This is a genomic window from Vibrio azureus (assembly GCF_002849855.1).
GTDB classification, from domain to species: Bacteria; Pseudomonadota; Gammaproteobacteria; order Enterobacterales; family Vibrionaceae; genus Vibrio; species Vibrio azureus.
The window spans coordinates 1,837,798-1,854,681 of record NZ_CP018616.1 but is presented as its reverse complement, the minus strand read 5'-3'; the positions used below and the strand labels follow the sequence as shown (position 1 = coordinate 1,854,681).

The window sequence follows — 16,884 nt, the reverse complement described above, 5'->3', positions numbered from 1 at the left end:
ATCTTTAACTAAAGAGAGCATTAGCTTGAGAAAAAGCTAATTTAAGAGTAATACTAACTTGAGCTAATACTAGCTTGAGATAACGCTAACTTTAGATAACCTAGCTATAAAGGCTTGATTCCCTGTTCGTAGTGATGGATCATATGAATCAGCATTTTAACCATCGAGATTTTGCCAATTAATGCCTCTCTCTATCATCGATTCGCAACAACCTTTTCAGCCAGAATTTGAACCTCTTATTCAAGAAATTCTGCGATACTTAAAAAGTGGGCTTGGCTCTAATCTGCACAGTGTCTATGTGTATGGTAGTGTTGCACGCAAAACGGCCGTGGTTGGTAAGTCTAATCTTGACGTTATTGTGGTGACCAAATCAAGCTTTGAAAACAATCGAGCCTCGTTACTTAACACCATCAAATGGCGTGCCCAGCAAGGATACCCCTACGTTAAAGGGGTGTCGATACGAACGGCAACGGTCAGGGAAGTCGCGAATCTTGATAGCCTGTTTACATGGGGTTTTTTACTCAAACATTGCACTCATTGTGTTTATGGAGATAACTTGGCTGAGTGCTTTGGCGACTATGTGCCAAGTTGGGAAATTGCCAAACATTGGAATATGGACGTTGCAGAGTGGTTAACCGTATACCGAGGTAAAATTGCCCAAGCACAAAGTATTGATGCATTAGTCTTTGCGCAAACCATTATCGCTAAAAAATTGCTCCGTGCCGCCTATTCGTTGGTGATGTACCGTGATAAACGTTGGTTTGATGATCCTGTTGAGTGTGGCGAGATATTCTTAATCTATCATCCGGAGAAGCAAGTTGAGATAGAGCGACTCGAGATTTTACTCTCTGGACGTCATGTGCCTAAACGTTCTGTGATTGGTTTAATTGATAGCTTTGGCGAATGGCTGGTGAAACAATATCAAAAAACCGAGTTTCGAATCGGCTAAATCACTTGAGTATAGGTACTTTAAAATAAACCTAACTGCGGAGCTGACAATCGCTCAAAATCCAGACCAACAAACGGTAATATAGCATCTGCGATCGGCTTTAATTGCTTATCAATATAATGTTGATAGTTGATTGAGCTTTGCAGATATTCTAATGGCTCTGGCCCATTCAAGGTGATCACATACTCGATTCGACCTTTATTTTGATATTGGAGTTTGCGACCTAATTTAGCATTGATTTCATCGGCCAACCGAGCAGCTCTAACTTGTGGTGGGATATTTTTCTGATATTCATGCAGTTTTCTTCGCAGGCGCTTTCGATAGACTAATTGCGGATCAAATTCACCGCTATTGGTTTTCTCTACCGTTTCACGTATGTAGTCGGTTGGGTCTTCACCATGAAAAATCATATTGTAGAGCGTGTTTTGAAACGTTTGTGCTAAGGCGGTCCAATCGGTTCGAGCACTCTCTAAACCTTTAAAAACCAACTTTTCTTGTGCACCTTCGCCGATTAATCCGGCATAGCGCTTTTTAGAACCGGTTTCTGAACCACGGATGGTCGGCATCAAAAACTTCCGGTAATGGGTTTCATATTCTAATTCGAGAATCGAGGTGAGGTTATATTCTTCACTAAGGAATTTGTTCCACCATTGGTTGATATAGGCCACCAACTGGTGCCCGATCTTATCGGCCTCAATTTGGTTATAGGTGCCATTAAGTGAGACAAACGTCGAATCAGTATCACCATAAATGACTTGATACCCTTGCTCTTCAATGAGGACTTTGGTTTGTTTCATGATTTCATGGCCACGCATGGTAATACTTGAAGCAAGCCGAGTATCAAAGAATCGGCACCCAGATGACCCCAGCACACCATAAAAAGAGTTCATGATGATCTTTATGGCTTGAGAAAATGCTTTTTCGTTATTTTTTTTCGCGACATCACGAGCTGCCCATAGTTTTTCGATCATTTCTGGCAAAAAATGTTTGTTACGATCGAACTGACCACCTCGAAAGCCCGGTATTGCTTGATCTTTTTGATTACCAATCTCAAGTTGCAAGCCTTCTACAAGCCCGACTGGATCAATCAAGAAAGAGCGAATTATCGAAGGATAAAGGCTTTTAAAGTCCAGAACTAACACCGAGTCATAAAGATTAGGGATGGAGTCCATCACATATCCGCCAGGGCTCGCGATCCAATTTTCAGGATGTAAATTCGGGGCGATGTAGCCAATTCGGTGAATCTGGGGCAGATACAGATTGGTAAACGCCGCTACGGAGCCGCCGATACGATCGAGTTCAACGCCAGTTAAACGTGAACGTTCGATTGCAAAATCGAGTAAATGAGTGTGTGCAAAAATACGATTAACCAAAATGCAATCTTGAAGATTGTATTTGGCAAGAGAAGGCTTGTCGGACCGAAACATGCGGTTGATTTCATCCATCCTATCATGAACATTTTGGATGGCTTTCCCTTCCCCAAGTAGCTCTTGTGCGACGGATTCTAGTGACCAAGAATGAAAATGATAGGTGGCGGTTTTGAGTGTATCGATACCATCCAATACAACTCGGCCTGGGATTGAAATGAAACCTTGCTGACTTTGGGCTGAAAGGCGAAAGAAGCTGGCTTGGTCTGCTCGACCTATACTCAATTTTATGTTGTGCCATTCCGCTCGTTTATGCAGCAAACGAAAGTCAAAATCAATGACATTCCAGCCAATGATCACATCGGGGTCGAATTTTTTGAACCAATCAATTAACGCCTTGAGCAACGCTTTTTCATCTTTGACCCATTGGATACAAGTGTGAGAAGGTTCTTCTTCACCGACCATGATGACACGAGAATCCATCGGGCTATCCAGACCAATTGAATATAAGATCCCTTTTTCAGAACATTCTAAGTCCAGAGATACGATGTTCAGTTTAGGTTGGTAATCACCACTGCGGCATTTGGCGTTGTTTACTTTTGTAAATCCGTGTTGCTTCTTTTCAATACCAGTAAATTCAACGCCACCTTTGATAAATCGTTCCATCAGATAACGATCGGCCAAACGAATATCACCTTCGTAATGCACGAGGTCGTTATGTGTGAGGAGATCTTGTAAGGCTAATGATTCTTTTGATGTTTTTGTGTAGCAAGCTGCCAATGGTAAATGGTCAAAGGTTTTGAGTGGAAGAGGGCGAACCTCTGTGGCGACGTTATGAGAGAGCGCTAATTGTTTCACTCTTTCAAGCGCAGATTGTTCGATAAAAAATACGGGCTTCTCACCCTGAATAAGCAACTGAGCCGGACCATCGTCTGTGGCTAACCAAAGCTCAATCTGTGTTTGGCCGTTGAGGTCTCTAGCTTGGCGAGTCAGTAGAAAGCCTTGGTTGATATTCAAAAGAGAGCTCCTAAGATTTGTTGCTCTTTCGCAGTAAAATTTTGTTCGACGTAATATCATTTAGGCGAGAAAGAATGTACGTCACTCAATTATTTTAAGAAAATATACCCAAGCATCTTGAAGTCACTTGGGTATACACTTTAAGCAAAGCATAGAATGATAACAAAGCATAAACGAGAATCGCGAACCCTTTGGGGGAACTATCTGATGTATTCTATCATTAACTACCGATGAGCTGACGAGTAAAATGCAGCAAAACGAGATTGTTTTATTCAGAGTATTGCTCCGCAAAACTCAATGTTTTACCAAATCAGCCTTATATCCAAGAATCCTAACGCTCTGGCAACTTCTTACTGTGCATAAAGTACTCACTTTCAATTTATAGTGTGCATTGCTAGGCAATATGAAACTTAGTTACTTGATTTGTAGGAGATTATAATGTTAGTTTCTATCTATTGGGAGACGGTCATTATTGCTAGATGATCAAACGCTCAGACTGTGAATTAATTCTTGCTAAACTTTGTGTTTCAGCACATATTCATAGTGAGCAAATTTTTGCCTATTGTATTATTATATGGGCACCCGTACCGAAATTCACATTGGTTGTTTGCAATGTGGAAACCGGGCCAATACTAAGTGTGGAGATACAAGTTTGATAAATGTTTTCCTTGTAGATGATCACGAGCTGGTTCGCACAGGGATAAGACGTATCATTGAAGACGTCCGTGGAATGAATGTAGCAGGGGTAGCTGACAGCGGTGAAGAAGCTGTGAAATGGTGTCGCAATAATCATGCTGATGTCATTTTAATGGATATGAATATGCCGGGTATCGGTGGACTGGAAGCCACCAAGAAGATTTTACGTATGAGCCCTGATGTTAAAATTATTGTTTTGACGGTACATACAGAAAATCCTTTTCCGACTAAAGTTATGCAAGCTGGAGCATCAGGCTACCTGACTAAAGGAGCTTGCCCAGATGAGATGGTGAACGCCATTCGAGTTGTGAATAGTGGTCAGCGTTATATCTCGCCAGAAATTGCTCAGCAAATTGCGTTGAGTCAGTTTTCATCATCTTCTGAAAACCCCTTCAAGGATCTTTCAGAGCGTGAGCTTCAGATCATGATGATGATTACCAAAGGTCAGAAAGTAACGGACATTTCTGAGCAACTTAATTTAAGCCCTAAGACGGTCAATAGTTATCGTTACCGTTTATTTAGCAAATTGGGGATTAATGGTGATGTTGAGTTAACGCACTTAGCCATTCGCCATGGGATGTTAGACGCCGAGACTCTCTAGCGTGAATCCTCCTTTCGATTCGGCTTCTTTTCTCAAAACAGTAACTCATCAGCCCGGCGTTTACAGGATGTATAACGCTGATGCTGTTGTTATTTATGTTGGGAAAGCCAAAGATTTACAAAAGCGTCTTACCAGTTACTTCAGAAAAAAAGTTGATAGCGAAAAAACGCGAGCGCTTGTCAGTCATATCGCTAAAATCGATGTAACGGTTACCCACACAGAAACAGAAGCTCTGATTCTAGAGCACAATTACATCAAGCAATATTTGCCCAAGTACAATGTCTTGCTTCGGGATGATAAGTCTTATCCGTACATTTTTATCAGTGCGCATAAACACCCGCGCTTATCCATGCATCGTGGCGCTAAAAAACGTAAAGGCGAGTACTTTGGGCCTTATCCTGACTCCAGAGCAGTACGAGAAACCTTACATTTATTACAAAAAATTCTGCCAGTTCGCCAGTGTGAAGATACCGTCTATTCAAATCGCACTCGGCCGTGTTTAATGTATCAAATTGGTCGCTGTGCAGGCCCGTGTGTCAGTTCGCTGATTTCTGACCAAGATTATGCTGAATTAGTGGAGCTTGTGCGCTTATTCTTGCAAGGTAAAGACCAGCAAGTGTTAGAACAACTCATCACTAAAATGGAGTCAGCCAGCCAACAGTTGCGCTTCGAAGATGCGGCTAAATTTCGAGATCAGATCCAAGCGATTCGACGTGTCCAAGAACAACAGTTTGTCTCCGAGGACAGCATGGATGATATGGATGTGTTGGGTTTTGCTCAAGAAAATGGCATCGCCTGTATTCATATTCTCATGATTCGTCAGGGACAAGTGCTTGGTAGCCGTAGCCATTTCCCCAAGATTCCAAGAAATACAGACTCTGAAGAGGTTTTTGATAGTTTTCTTACCCAGTATTACCTTAGCCACAATGAAGCGAGAACCATCCCAACCCGGATCATATTAAGCCGGGAATTTGGTGATCAAATTCAAGCTCTACAGCAAGCCTTGAGTGATGTAGCGGGAAGGAAGATTCAATTCCATACATCCCCAACTGGCACACGAGGTCGTTACTTGAAGTTGGCAAACACGAATGCTTTGACCGCAATAACCGCCAAAATTAATCATAAAATGACGATTAATCAGCGTTTTAAAGCGTTGAGAGAGCTTCTAGGGAAAGAGACTATTTCTCGAATGGAATGTTTTGATATTTCACATACCATGGGAGAAAGTACCATTGCTTCTTGTGTAGTTTTCAATAATGAAGGCCCTGTTAAACAAGAGTATCGGCGATATAACATTACCGGTATTACAGGAGGGGATGACTATGCAGCAATGGGCCAAGCTCTAGAAAAACGCTATTCAAAGCAATTGGAAGTAGAAAAAATACCCGACATTATTTTTATCGATGGTGGGAAAGGTCAACTCAATCGAGCTCACGAGATCATCTCACAATATTGGACGGATTGGCCTAAGCGGCCTACTATGATGGGCATTGCAAAAGGTGTCACCCGAAAGCCCGGTTTGGAGACTTTAATCACGGTTGATGGTGAAGAGTTCAATTTGCCCAGTGATGCACCTGCATTGCACTTGATGCAGCATATTCGTGATGAAAGTCATAATCACGCAATTGCAGGACATAGAGCGAAGCGAGGTAAAACTCGACGTACTAGTGTACTAGAGGGGATTGAAGGTGTGGGGCCTAAACGTCGGCAAGCTTTGCTGAAATATATGGGAGGCCTTCAAGAACTTAAGCGTGCAAGTGTTGAAGAAATCGCCAAAGTGCCAGGAATTAGTCACTCTTTGGCAGAAATTATTTTCCAAGCATTGAAACAATAAAGAAAATCCCGCAACATTATGACGTAATGTTTAAGAGAATAATGAAATGCGCTTGAATATCCCTAACATTCTATCTCTGCTGAGACTGTTCTTAATCCCAGTCTTTGTGGTTGTGTTCTATTTACCCTATTCTTGGGCACCTTTTGCTTCAGCCATGGTGTTTTGGGTTGCGGGCTTTACTGATTGGCTCGATGGCATGCTAGCTCGCAAACTTGGGCAGACCTCTCGCTTTGGCGCTTTCATTGACCCCGTCGCGGATAAAGTTCTAGTCGCAACAGCGTTGATTCTTATTACCGAGCATTACCACTCGATTTGGGTAACCATCCCTGCAGTCACGATGATTGCTCGAGAAATTATCATTTCCGCGTTGAGAGAGTGGATGGCTGAAATTGGCAAGCGTGCTAGTGTGGCTGTCTCGTGGATAGGTAAGGTGAAGACACTGGCACAAATGTTTGCTTTGTGGGTACTGATTTGGCGTTATGATGATTGGATGGTATGGATCGGCTTTGGTTCACTATACATCGCAACATTCTTAACATACTGGTCTATGGTGCAGTATTTAGCGGCAGCAAAAAATGACTTACTGAGTGAAGAGCATCAGTAGCATAGTGTGCCTCAAGTAGGTATTTTGTAACCTACAGACCAAACTGAATGATAGAAGCAGGCATCAAGCCTGCTTTTTTATGTTTCCAAAAACGTCATGGGTATATATTTGCCATTAGGTGCTTGGATGAGTTATTAAATGTGACTTAAATCAAGGTTTGCTATGCGAAATGTAACTTTGCGCGTTTTTTTAAGGTCATCTACGGCTTTGTAGCGGTGCAGTAGGCTTAGTTATGCTACACATACAGCCCACCTTTTAAGATAAACAAGGATATTTGAGTCTTTTTTTGTATTGAAACTAATCAATTTAACGCTTTTTGGATGTTTTGTGTTCAAACGCTTTAAAAAAATAAAAATAGTGTTGACTCAGCCCTTCGAATCAGTAGAATGCATCCCGTCCCCAAGAGCAATAAGCTCAAAAGGGTAAGTAACTAAAGCATCGCTTGGTTACATTGAGGCGCCTTGGCAGAGTGGCTATGCAGCGGATTGCAAATCCGTGGACCTCGGTTCGACTCCGGGAGGCGCCTCCATCTTGCGACACTAGCTCAGTTGGTAGAGCGCAACCTTGCCAAGGTTGAGGTCACGAGTTCGAACCTCGTGTGTCGCTCCAGATTAAATGATATGGCTTCGGCGGTATCAGATGGTGTTTTACTTTTCTAGTAAAGGCATCGCAAAGAAATTTGTGTGCCCTGGTGGTGGAATTGGTAGACACAAGGGATTTAAAATCCCTCGACGTTCGCGTTGTGCCGGTTCAAGTCCGGCCCGGGGCACCATCTCAAACATGCGACACTAGCTCAGTTGGTAGAGCGCAACCTTGCCAAGGTTGAGGTCACGAGTTCGAACCTCGTGTGTCGCTCCAGATAAGAAGCCCTGACCAATTGGTCAGGGCTTTTTTCATTTTCAGCTATCGTAATAAAGAAACTTTGCTGGTCTTCAAAAGTATTTTTCGTGTTTATCTTATCGTGTGCCGTTAGCATAGTTCTATTGTAATACTCTATGTCTTTCTCAGTAATCTGTTACCCGAAAAGAGTGTGTTCGTTTATGGCTCCACGATTGATGACTTTGTCGCAAAAATAGCCAGAGACGTTGTATATCAAGACTCCAGAGACAATGATTCAAGCGTTTTTAGTCGACTCTCATCAAGCCGGATAAGTGTTGCCCCGAAAACATTTAGGTTAAATGTTCACACAATTGAGAGGGCGTGCGTTTACCCTACTAAAACTTATTCGATTGAGTTGATAACTGTTCATTCTCGTCATTAGGCGAAATCTTGCAGCCTCATTTCCCTTCATGTGGCATAACTTATTGATTATCAGTTGAGCCAATATAAAAAAGGCTGCATTATTGAAGGATGAAAGACGACAATTTATCGTCTAATAAGCGTTATGTGTAATCGATGGAGTACAGAATATTAGATGGAAATTGTAGAAGCAGAAAAATCGGATTTAGATTCATTCTTTGCGTATCTTGAAAATCAGCTGTTTGAAAATGGTAATGGTGAGGTTCCTCTTTTCCAGCCAATGTCCAGAGAGCAAAGTGAAATTCCAGAAGCAACAAAAGATAGGTTCATCCAAGGTTTTTCCCATCAGTTTGGCGATTTAGGCTGGAGAAAACTCTGGGTTGTAAAAGACACCTCTGGAAGTATCAAAGGTCATATTGATCTTCGCCACCACAGTGATGAAAGCCGTTCGCATCGAGTTCTACTTGGTATGGGCGTAGATGTTTCTTGCCGGAAGCAAGGTCTTGGTCAAAGGCTCATTGATGCTGTTATAAATTTTTGCCAAGAAAAAGCTGAAATTGACTGGCTTGATCTTTGTGTATTATCAGATAATTTCCCAGCAAAGAACCTCTACCTAAAAGCAGGGTTCAATGTTGTTGGAGAGTTCAGAGATCAATATAGAATCGACGGTTTGTCTGTCTCAGAAACAGCAATGACAAAATGCGTCAAAAATTACGCATAACAAATTGGAATGAAAGATGGGCAGATACTCTAATGCCACATTCTGTGTTAGCCTTCTATACATCTGAGTGCTAATTGTTGTTCTTTCCTTAAACAAAAGTAACGTCGATACTAAATGGACGTCCACATAATTTGTCGGTAAAATGCTTTCTCGCGGCTGCACATGAATTTCAGTCAACCTTAGAGAAAATCCAATGATTGTAGAAAATGTGCTTCCTGAAAATTACGCAGAAATGCTTAGTGTTTGGGAAAATTCAGTCCGAGCAACTCATGACTTCATAACAGAAGAAGATATTGAGTTTTTTAAACCAATTATCATTGAGCAGGCTTTTCCTGCTGTTACGTTAAGATGTGTGAAAAATGAAAGCGGTTCAATTCAAGGTTTCGTAGGTATCCACGAGTCAAAGATTGAGATGCTTTTCATCCTAAACGAGGCAAGAGGTCACGGAATTGGTAAATTGCTACTACAATACGCAATAGAGCAGTTAAGCGTAATCAAAGTCGATGTCAACGAACAAAATCCACAGGCAGTAGGCTTCTACGAGCATATGGGTTTCAAAGTTGTTTCTCGCTCGCCACTTGATGATATGGGAAAACCTTTTCCAATTCTGCATATGACACTTTAAAGCTCGGTTTGTCGGAACCAAGTTTGCTAGAAGAAAAGCCCAAAGCTAATAACTTTGGGCTTTTCCGCATGTTCGCAAATAAAAATTGTCCAGAGGCGTGTCGCATGCGAGATCACGACTATACCCCATTATGTATATGGCATTAACTTTGTTGCATTAGACCCAGATGGTCACCGCTTACGGGTATTTGCTTAACATTGCCTTGTAGTTCAAAAGCTAGCATCTTTGCTAGCTCATTTATGTCCAAGAACTTCTTAGGTTGAATTATTAGCTCTAATCTAACACCTGTACTCACAAAAACTCAAATGATTGCACCAATTGCTTCCTATGAATTACTCAACAGGCTTTATAGGAAGTAACTGGATCGTGTTTATATAATAGGAGTAATGAACACCGATTTTTGAGAGTTTTTGTATCATTTGTCTCTTTGCTCGGTGTCTAGGTTTACAGGTTTAGATCATTCCATAATTCACCCTGATGTGGAATATTTGATGCTGTCCCACCATACAAGTTAAAGACCTCAGTCAATGTAGAAAGGCCCAACATTCTCTGCCCTATAGTAAGGAAATCGTACTGCGATAGCTCAAAGTGACCAGACCTTAATTTAAAACCCCAGTTTCTATTGCCAGCGGTAAATTCTAACTGATCGAGCATTGGATGAATTGCTATTTCCTTGCCGTTTATATATGTAATATCTCTGCGGTATGGAACGAAGTTTGGCGTCATTTGAAACTTATAGCTACCTTCTCCTGTAACTTGACCAATGGCTGTAAACTTCTGACATTTTTCCTTACCCTTGAATTCAAGCGTGGGTGAGTAAAAAACGATCCCGTCACCAACTGACATTCTATTCAAAGGGGCCGATTTACCATGGCATACTTGGCAAAACCCTCCAGCTACTCCTAACTTAATGTGCTCACGAGAAACAACACCACACCAAAATTTCTTCAAGGTACCTCCTATACAATGTTTTTATATGAGCTGCTATTTTATAAAGTATTACTTTTTATTAGTAATGATGTCAGGGATTTATAGTGTTTAAGTTGACTCTCGGTTAAGCAAGAAAAAAAATCGTCATCAGTATTTTCAACAGCAAAGATAGCTTTAACGATTAAATTTTCTCCTTCAGTTGTTAATTGAACATTAGTATTTCGAGCATCAAGGACTGAGGAGGAACGTTCGACTAAACCATTCAACTCTAGCTTTCGAATTGCTTTCGATAGTGTCATTTTATCAATCTTGGTGTGCTCAACTAAATTAGTTTGAGTAGCTAATTTTTCTTTATCTTGAAACCACTTTAATGAAGCTAGAATGGCAAATTGAGTTTGAGTAATTCCAAATCTTTTTAATACTAAAATCAATTTTCTTTGCCACAGCGTAGTCATTTTCCAAATTAAAAAACCTATACTGTCATCTGCTGCGTCATGCTTAAAAGGGGATGAGTTAGACATTTTGACTCCTCTCAACCAATCGAGCTAATTGCTTATCCATTCCACTTGCTACATTTTCAGCAACCAGTTTCTTCCATAACCAAGATAGTGGACCTTCGATTTTTAGTGTTGATCTTATTTCCAATTGATTACCGTGTTCTACTAGTTCGTGAGAATCATACATTCTTGCAAGAGGGAACTTAGTCAAGTCTGTGAACATTGAGTTCTCTTTAACTTCTATTAGATCTATGTTGATCTTTGGTCCTCCTATAGGCTTAAACTTTAATACAGTCTCTGCTTTAAATTCGCCTTCAAGTTTTGCGTACTCAATATCATCTTGCCAGGTATGCCATTGGTTGACATCAGTCCACACTTTCCAAACTTTATCCGCACTTAATCCGTTAACGATCAAGCTTGTTGTTTTTATCCACACAATAAATTCACCTCAATAGTAACCTAGTTTACAATTATGGTAAACTGGGTTACTAATGTTGTAAACCATTTTTAGTTGGTATTTTAAGAGCAGGTGATATATGAAGCTCATGATTCAAATTATTTTTGCCCCAAAATCGTTCAGAGCTAAAACTCTACACATTTTAGAGGGCGTGCGTTTGCCCTACAAAACCTAATATCAATTTTATGGATTATTTACTTACCGTTTTTGCTTTCATTTCTGCCTATCTATACATTTATTAAGCTTGAAGGTTGTTTGATTATGAAAAGTGGCATGTTTTACTGAGTGTTTGGTCTCGCTTTGTCGATGGTTGGTTTTGTAAACTATTTTTATTAATAGGTTTGTAATTTTCTTATCTTGGATAACACGCAGGCGAGTTTTCTATGTAAGGATAGAGTACATGACTCGATGTATTTCCTTTAATTTTTAGTGGCTTGTGATAGATTAATCGAAAGTCGGGCAGTCAGAAAAAGGAGACGGCCTGTTATTAAGAATGTTAGCTGCCAAGACAAGAGTAAATTTCATGAAATGGTCAAAACTGAAGAAACAAATAGAAGAAAATTTCGCTGACTCTATCAAAGGCAGAATCGAAATTTTTACAACCGCATACAGGCGACAGGATGAAATTGCTAGAAGTTGGGTTGTAATTGATGGAAAGCAGGAAGTAAGTCTTACTGATTGCGATTCGTGGTGGGAGCAAGGAGCATACTTTCACGAACTCACACCTACTGATTGTCTAACTCATAAGGCTGTAAACAACTCAGAGAGAATTGAAGGTAATCTGCATGAAGCTGGAGAGTTCAGCAGTTATGATTTTAAAATTATGTGCTTTGAGTCATTAAGTATCTCAGCTCACGATTGCATCAAGTCTGAGCATCCTTTATTAAGAGTTATTGGCGTCCTTCACAGAAAACTTGGAATAGCCAAAGTTAAGGAGATGCAAAAGGATTCTAATCCAATGGTTGCCTATTTCGCTATATTTCGCATGCAAGCAGAGGCCGCTAACAAGAAAATCCAAGTGACACCTTCGGAGAGGCTTGTTGCAAAAATTGAAGATTGTAGTGGCTGAGTGAATTTGGTAACTTGATTGGAGGTTTGCAATACCTGAAGCTATTCATTAATCAATAATTTAGGAAAGTCGCTGGTAAACTTATGTACAAAAGTGTGCCGACGGGGCATGAAAAGCGAAAATGCCCCTAAATTGGTTTCGCCAAAAAGTCTCTATTCACATGCGAGTGGGTTTTGACCAAATAGAACTAATCTGAAACCCAACACTCACAAAGAAAAAATGGGTGTTAGAGTGCGATTCTTAGCTCAAATGAATTTGCTAATTTTTGCCCTGTAAATCGCTTTGAAAGCGTCACAAACTTACAAGTCGTTATGGCAGCAGATGACCTTGAACAAGTGTCTAAAATCTTCGCTATGAGCGCTCGAAGCGGTCTGAGGGCTGTTTTTGATTGCAAACTCACACATTTACCATAATAGGAATAATGAACACCGATTTTTGATGTTCATCATTACCAACATTGAATGGTTTTATTCGATTTCCGATCTTAAGGTTGTGCAAGTTTTATTTTTTAGGAAACCCAACATTGTTTTGATGGTTTTTTTTTGAACTCTATCGACGCCAAAGTCGGTAAAATCCATATGCTTTGATGCTGACATATCCACAATACAGATACCATATAATTTCTGATCTTCAATTGTTGGTAGTACACCTAATGCTGTAGGGTATTCTGGTGATCTTATTGATAGAACTCTAATGTTATTATTTTTAGGTAACGACACCCGCTTGCTGTCTAGCGTTATTAGTTGATGAATATAATCGTTATTGTCATTACTAAACCACGCTGAAATGTCGCCTCCGTTAGAGTGACCAACTAAAGTTAACTTGTTAAAGTCATAGGTTGGGAAGCGAGATTCTAATTTTCCTTTAAGATATTTTATAGTTTTCGCCCCTCTCTTCCAGTTCTCTATACGCGTTTGGTATAAGTCGCCTGTTTTTGAAAGTGGAGGATCATTAGGAAGTTCATGATCTATCGAAACAGTCATATATCCATGTTCATTTAAGCTTTTTGTTATGAATTTGTACTTTGTAAATGGTACGCGATTACCAGCACTTACAAATGCAACCTGACAACGTTTTTGGTGAGTGCAATTTTCATATTCTATGGGAAAGTTAATTTCTATCGGGATAGAGCGATCTCGTACTGAGTCTCGGATGGTAATGTTTTCTGCGCTTACAACAATCGGTAGTATTGAAATGAATATCGTTAAAATGTATTTCATACAAACGCCTAAATTAAAGGTGGTGAGGAGGAAGTCGGATTTTTTCATATTACAATCAGTTAAGCATTGCATTTAACGTAACTGCACTTAGTGCGTACCTAAACCAATACTTTTGCTAGTGCGATACTACTCATCGCACTAGCTCTTCACAAGTAGACTTGCCATACCTGTGATTATTGATGGTTTGCTAATTTAGCAAAAGCACTAGCAAATAATTGTCCAAAAATTAGCTAGTTCATGTGGTGGCTAACTGATGTGCATTATTAACCCTTAGGTATTTTACGAATATATAATTTCGTTAATTCTAACTATATGAAGTAGATACCACTTCTTTGACCTTTTTAATGATACTTTTAAGGTATATAAATGAAGGTTTAACAAGTTTTCTTTTATTCCTTATTGATGATGCGATAACAAAGGCTAAAGGTATTATGTATAAAGTTGGCATTGTTTTATTTGATGATTTTACTGATGTAGATTTCTTTCTTATGTATGACTTGCTCGGTCGAACAACTGATAGCTGGGATGTGAGAATATTAGGCACAAAGGCAGAGCATAACTCGCAACTTGGAATTACAGTAAAGACTAATGGCCATATATCTGAGGTTAAAGATCAAGATGTTGTTTTGATTACTAGTGGTTATCGCGGAATTCCAGCTGTACTGCAAGACGAAAACTTCATGTCAGTTTTAAAGCTTAACCCTAAAAAACAATTGATAGGTTCTATATGTGCAGGGTCCTTTATCTTACACGAGCTTGGTTTACTGAATGATAAAAAATTAACAACGAATCCACACGCGAAAGCTACGCTGGAAAGTATGGGAGGAGATGTTCAAGATCTACCTCTCGTTATTGAAGGCAATATAGCTACAGCTGGAGGCTGTCTTTCATTAATGTACCTAGTCGGGTGGTTAGCAGAAAGGTTGTTTGATTCAAATAAACGTAAAAGCATACAAGATCAGTTAATTCCAGCTGGGCAATCTGAGCTATTTGAAGAACTTATTTCCTCAACTATTCAGTCTGCTCAATCCACTAGTACATATAAATAGAACTACTATTAAATGACCGCCCACCGTGGCGGTCTTTTTGTATCCTAAAAGGCATTTTATAAGGGAGGTATTCATACTTTTTCTAATATCAACCAATCCAATTAGAGCGACCTTTCTAAGAAGCTTTTGTCCGTGCGACCTGAAGTCGTATGAAGCGTTGTTCATCGCTTTATGAATGAACCATCTGTATCACCAGATGTTCTGCTTTAATCAAACCGGACACTTCAATAAAGGAATATAATCCTACTATTGAGGTGACTATGACAAAACGAAAAAATAGAAGTTATACCAATGATTTCAAGCGAGAAGCTGTGGCATTGGTAACCGAGCAAGGCTATAGCGTAACTAAGGCGGCAGCGTCCCTAGGTATTACAGATAAATTGCTTTACAACTGGAAAGCCAAGTTTGAAGCAGAGCAATCTGGCGAAGCTTTGACAGCTGATGAACGTGCTGAGCTGATTAAATTACGCAAGGAAAATAAAGAGCTAAGGATGGAAAAAGATATATTAAAAAAGCCAGCGCCCTGTTGCTAAAGGAAACCAAATAGCGTTTGAAACGGTTAAATCGCTCGCTTCGACATACCCAATTGCCAAGCTTTGTAAAAGCATGAACGTAAGTCGTTCAGCCTACTACGCATGGCTCAACAAACCTACTGAAGTAATAACGGCCGAGCAGTTACATTTGTACCGCAGAGCTAAAGCAATATTTAAGCAAAGTCGAAACAGCTTAGGTTATCGGGAATTGCGTAAGCGGTTGTGCAATGAGGGCTTTACTATCAGTGATTATGGTACACAAAAGTTGATGGACAAGCTGGGTTTAGTGGTTACACAGCGTGTGGCATACAAGGTCACAACTAAGCGTAAACACAGTGATGCAGTGGCTGACAACCTGCTGAACCAGAATTTTAACCCTGTTGGTCCTAACCAAGTGTGGGCAGGAGATGTAACCTATTTGAAAACAGGAGAAGGTTGGATGTATCTGGCCATCGTGATGGACTTGTATTCTAGGCGAATTGTCGGCTGGCACATAGATAAACGTATGACCACTGATTTAGTCAGCAAAGCCATGATGAAAGCCTATAACTTGCGCCAACCACCTAAAGGTTTGGTATTTCATTCAGACAGAGGCTCACAATATACCAGCAAACGTTATCGTAATCTGCTGACGAGTTACGGCATCAGAGCCAGTATGGGCGATGTTGGTGCTTGTTGGGATAACGCTGTAGTAGAAAGGTTCTTCGGTAGTCTAAAGCACGATTGGTTACTCAAGGTGCCCCAACTAACCAGAGAACACATGAGAAATGATGTCGCAACTTATATGCGATATTACAATTTAGATCGGCTTCATACTGCTAACAACAATATGTCGCCAATTAACTATGAATTTTCTTTTAGAAAAGTGTCCTGAAAAACTTGAGCAGAACAGTGCTCACTAGGCGATTATATCTTACGTTTCGTTTGATTTTTTGCCTCAGATATCATCAAGCTGGCAAGTGTTGCCATTAACGACAGAGACTTTGGTAAAACGAGTCGTGGATACCGAGTGTGTACTTCGAAGAACAGGAAGTCAGATTAACTGGAGGTGACTTGGGGGTAGGTTGCCACAGCAAAAGCATTTGAAGTTTAGCAGTATTGTGAACAAAATCGGTGATAATTGTTGAAAATAGATTGCACGACAAATTTATTTCATGATAAATTCGCGCGCAATCTCGGAGCGTACATTTATTTTACGTTGTTGATGCACTCATCGAGTTCTCTGGGGGATACGCGTAAGCACAGTTGGCTAAAGACAACTTTAGTTATCAGTGCCATTACGTAGGGTAGGTATTGGCATCATCGTGAGCCAATAGACGGGATACTAGTGCGGCCAATGGCGGCATGTTAATGGGAAACCCAACATTGAAATCTTTTAACACACACTTACTTCACAGCCTCATACTTCCTAAATGTCCGGTCCACCAAACTGGATGCATCACGGAACCTTGAATATTTCTTAAGATAAAAAATTTT

General features: G+C 40.3%; 14 protein-coding genes and 4 tRNA genes. 13 read left to right on the top strand and 5 right to left on the bottom strand.

Features of this window, described 5'->3' with window-relative positions; translation table 11 throughout:
- Positions 1-181: 181 nt before the first annotated feature.
- Complete coding sequence (locus BS333_RS08370; protein WP_021709117.1) at positions 182-949, top strand: nucleotidyltransferase domain-containing protein; 768 nt, start codon at positions 182-184, stop codon at positions 947-949.
- 20 nt (positions 950-969) lie between these two features.
- Here BS333_RS08370 and BS333_RS08365 read toward each other — a convergent pair whose 3' ends face one another.
- Positions 970-3,333 carry a DNA polymerase II gene (locus BS333_RS08365; protein WP_021709116.1) on the bottom strand — a complete coding sequence of 788 codons (2,364 nt, stop codon included), beginning with the start codon at positions 3,331-3,333 and terminating at the stop codon, positions 970-972.
- Between the two features lie 652 nt (positions 3,334-3,985).
- On the opposite strand from BS333_RS08365, the gene uvrY reads away from it, so the two are divergent.
- From uvrY to BS333_RS08320, 9 genes are all read left to right on the top strand, one after another.
- Complete coding sequence (uvrY, locus tag BS333_RS08360; RefSeq protein WP_021709115.1) at positions 3,986-4,630, top strand: UvrY/SirA/GacA family response regulator transcription factor; 645 nt, start codon at positions 3,986-3,988, stop codon at positions 4,628-4,630.
- A gap of 1 nt (position 4,631) precedes the next feature.
- On the top strand, positions 4,632-6,464 hold the full coding sequence (gene uvrC, locus BS333_RS08355) for an excinuclease ABC subunit UvrC (protein ID WP_081638554.1): 1,833 nt from the start codon (positions 4,632-4,634) through the stop codon (positions 6,462-6,464).
- Between the two features lie 46 nt (positions 6,465-6,510).
- Positions 6,511-7,068 carry a CDP-diacylglycerol--glycerol-3-phosphate 3-phosphatidyltransferase gene (pgsA, locus tag BS333_RS08350; protein ID WP_021709113.1) on the top strand — a complete coding sequence of 186 codons (558 nt, stop codon included), beginning with the start codon at positions 6,511-6,513 and terminating at the stop codon, positions 7,066-7,068.
- 455 nt (positions 7,069-7,523) lie between these two features.
- Positions 7,524-7,597: transfer RNA gene (locus tag BS333_RS08345), tRNA-Cys, on the top strand.
- A 4-nt stretch (positions 7,598-7,601) separates the two neighbouring features.
- Positions 7,602-7,677: transfer RNA gene (locus BS333_RS08340), tRNA-Gly, on the top strand.
- A 76-nt stretch (positions 7,678-7,753) separates the two neighbouring features.
- A tRNA-Leu gene (locus BS333_RS08335) sits at positions 7,754-7,840 on the top strand.
- Positions 7,841-7,850: 10 nt separating this feature from the next.
- Positions 7,851-7,926: transfer RNA gene (locus BS333_RS08330), tRNA-Gly, on the top strand.
- A gap of 556 nt (positions 7,927-8,482) precedes the next feature.
- The gene (locus BS333_RS08325; RefSeq protein ID WP_021709112.1) at positions 8,483-9,028 is read left to right on the top strand and encodes a GNAT family N-acetyltransferase; all 546 of its coding nucleotides are present in this window, start codon (positions 8,483-8,485) and stop codon (positions 9,026-9,028) included.
- A 193-nt stretch (positions 9,029-9,221) separates the two neighbouring features.
- On the top strand, positions 9,222-9,653 hold the full coding sequence (locus BS333_RS08320) for a GNAT family N-acetyltransferase (protein ID WP_021709111.1): 432 nt from the start codon (positions 9,222-9,224) through the stop codon (positions 9,651-9,653).
- A 444-nt stretch (positions 9,654-10,097) separates the two neighbouring features.
- Here BS333_RS08320 and BS333_RS08310 read toward each other — a convergent pair whose 3' ends face one another.
- The 3 genes from BS333_RS08310 to BS333_RS08300 are packed head-to-tail and all read right to left on the bottom strand — an operon-like array spanning position 10,098 to position 11,516.
- Complete coding sequence (locus BS333_RS08310; RefSeq protein WP_021709109.1) at positions 10,098-10,604, bottom strand: EVE domain-containing protein; 507 nt, start codon at positions 10,602-10,604, stop codon at positions 10,098-10,100.
- Between the two features lie 38 nt (positions 10,605-10,642).
- Positions 10,643-11,104 carry a MarR family winged helix-turn-helix transcriptional regulator gene (locus tag BS333_RS08305; RefSeq protein WP_021709108.1) on the bottom strand — a complete coding sequence of 154 codons (462 nt, stop codon included), beginning with the start codon at positions 11,102-11,104 and terminating at the stop codon, positions 10,643-10,645.
- The gene (locus BS333_RS08300; RefSeq protein WP_021709107.1) at positions 11,097-11,516 is read right to left on the bottom strand and encodes an SRPBCC family protein; all 420 of its coding nucleotides are present in this window, start codon (positions 11,514-11,516) and stop codon (positions 11,097-11,099) included. The genes BS333_RS08305 and BS333_RS08300 overlap by 8 nt, the downstream gene beginning before the upstream one ends.
- 544 nt (positions 11,517-12,060) lie before the next feature.
- On the opposite strand from BS333_RS08300, the gene BS333_RS08295 reads away from it, so the two are divergent.
- The gene (locus BS333_RS08295; RefSeq protein WP_021709106.1) at positions 12,061-12,606 is read left to right on the top strand and encodes an SF0329 family protein; all 546 of its coding nucleotides are present in this window, start codon (positions 12,061-12,063) and stop codon (positions 12,604-12,606) included.
- A gap of 467 nt (positions 12,607-13,073) precedes the next feature.
- On the opposite strand, the gene BS333_RS08290 is transcribed toward BS333_RS08295, so the two are convergent.
- Entirely contained in the window at positions 13,074-13,826 is a 753-nt protein-coding gene (locus BS333_RS08290) for an alpha/beta hydrolase (RefSeq protein ID WP_021709105.1), read from the bottom strand.
- Positions 13,827-14,257: 431 nt separating this feature from the next.
- Here BS333_RS08290 and BS333_RS08285 point away from each other — a divergent pair, with 431 nt between their 5' ends.
- Both BS333_RS08285 and BS333_RS08280 read left to right on the top strand, forming a co-directional pair.
- Positions 14,258-14,875, top strand: a complete 618-nt coding sequence (locus BS333_RS08285; protein ID WP_033003555.1) for a DJ-1/PfpI family protein — start codon at positions 14,258-14,260, stop codon at positions 14,873-14,875.
- 260 nt (positions 14,876-15,135) lie between these two features.
- Positions 15,136-16,282 (top strand): IS3 family transposase gene (locus BS333_RS08280; protein WP_162147567.1). Its coding sequence is split into 2 segments (ribosomal slippage): positions 15,136-15,392 and positions 15,391-16,282, totalling 1,149 coding nucleotides; the frame shifts between segments, so codons are not numbered across the junction.
- Positions 16,283-16,884 lie beyond the last annotated feature (602 nt).

Coding starts and splice junctions, on each gene's coding strand:
- BS333_RS08370 (WP_021709117.1), top strand. CDS start 182: ATGCCTCTCTCTATCATCGATTCGCAACAACCTTTTCAGCCAGAATTT.
- pgsA (WP_021709113.1), top strand. CDS start 6,511: ATGCGCTTGAATATCCCTAACATTCTATCTCTGCTGAGACTGTTCTTA.
- BS333_RS08325 (WP_021709112.1), top strand. CDS start 8,483: ATGGAAATTGTAGAAGCAGAAAAATCGGATTTAGATTCATTCTTTGCG.
- BS333_RS08320 (WP_021709111.1), top strand. CDS start 9,222: ATGATTGTAGAAAATGTGCTTCCTGAAAATTACGCAGAAATGCTTAGT.
- BS333_RS08305 (WP_021709108.1), bottom strand. CDS start 11,104: ATGTCTAACTCATCCCCTTTTAAGCATGACGCAGCAGATGACAGTATA.
- BS333_RS08295 (WP_021709106.1), top strand. CDS start 12,061: ATGAAATGGTCAAAACTGAAGAAACAAATAGAAGAAAATTTCGCTGAC.
- BS333_RS08290 (WP_021709105.1), bottom strand. CDS start 13,826: ATGAAATACATTTTAACGATATTCATTTCAATACTACCGATTGTTGTA.
- BS333_RS08285 (WP_033003555.1), top strand. CDS start 14,258: ATGTATAAAGTTGGCATTGTTTTATTTGATGATTTTACTGATGTAGAT.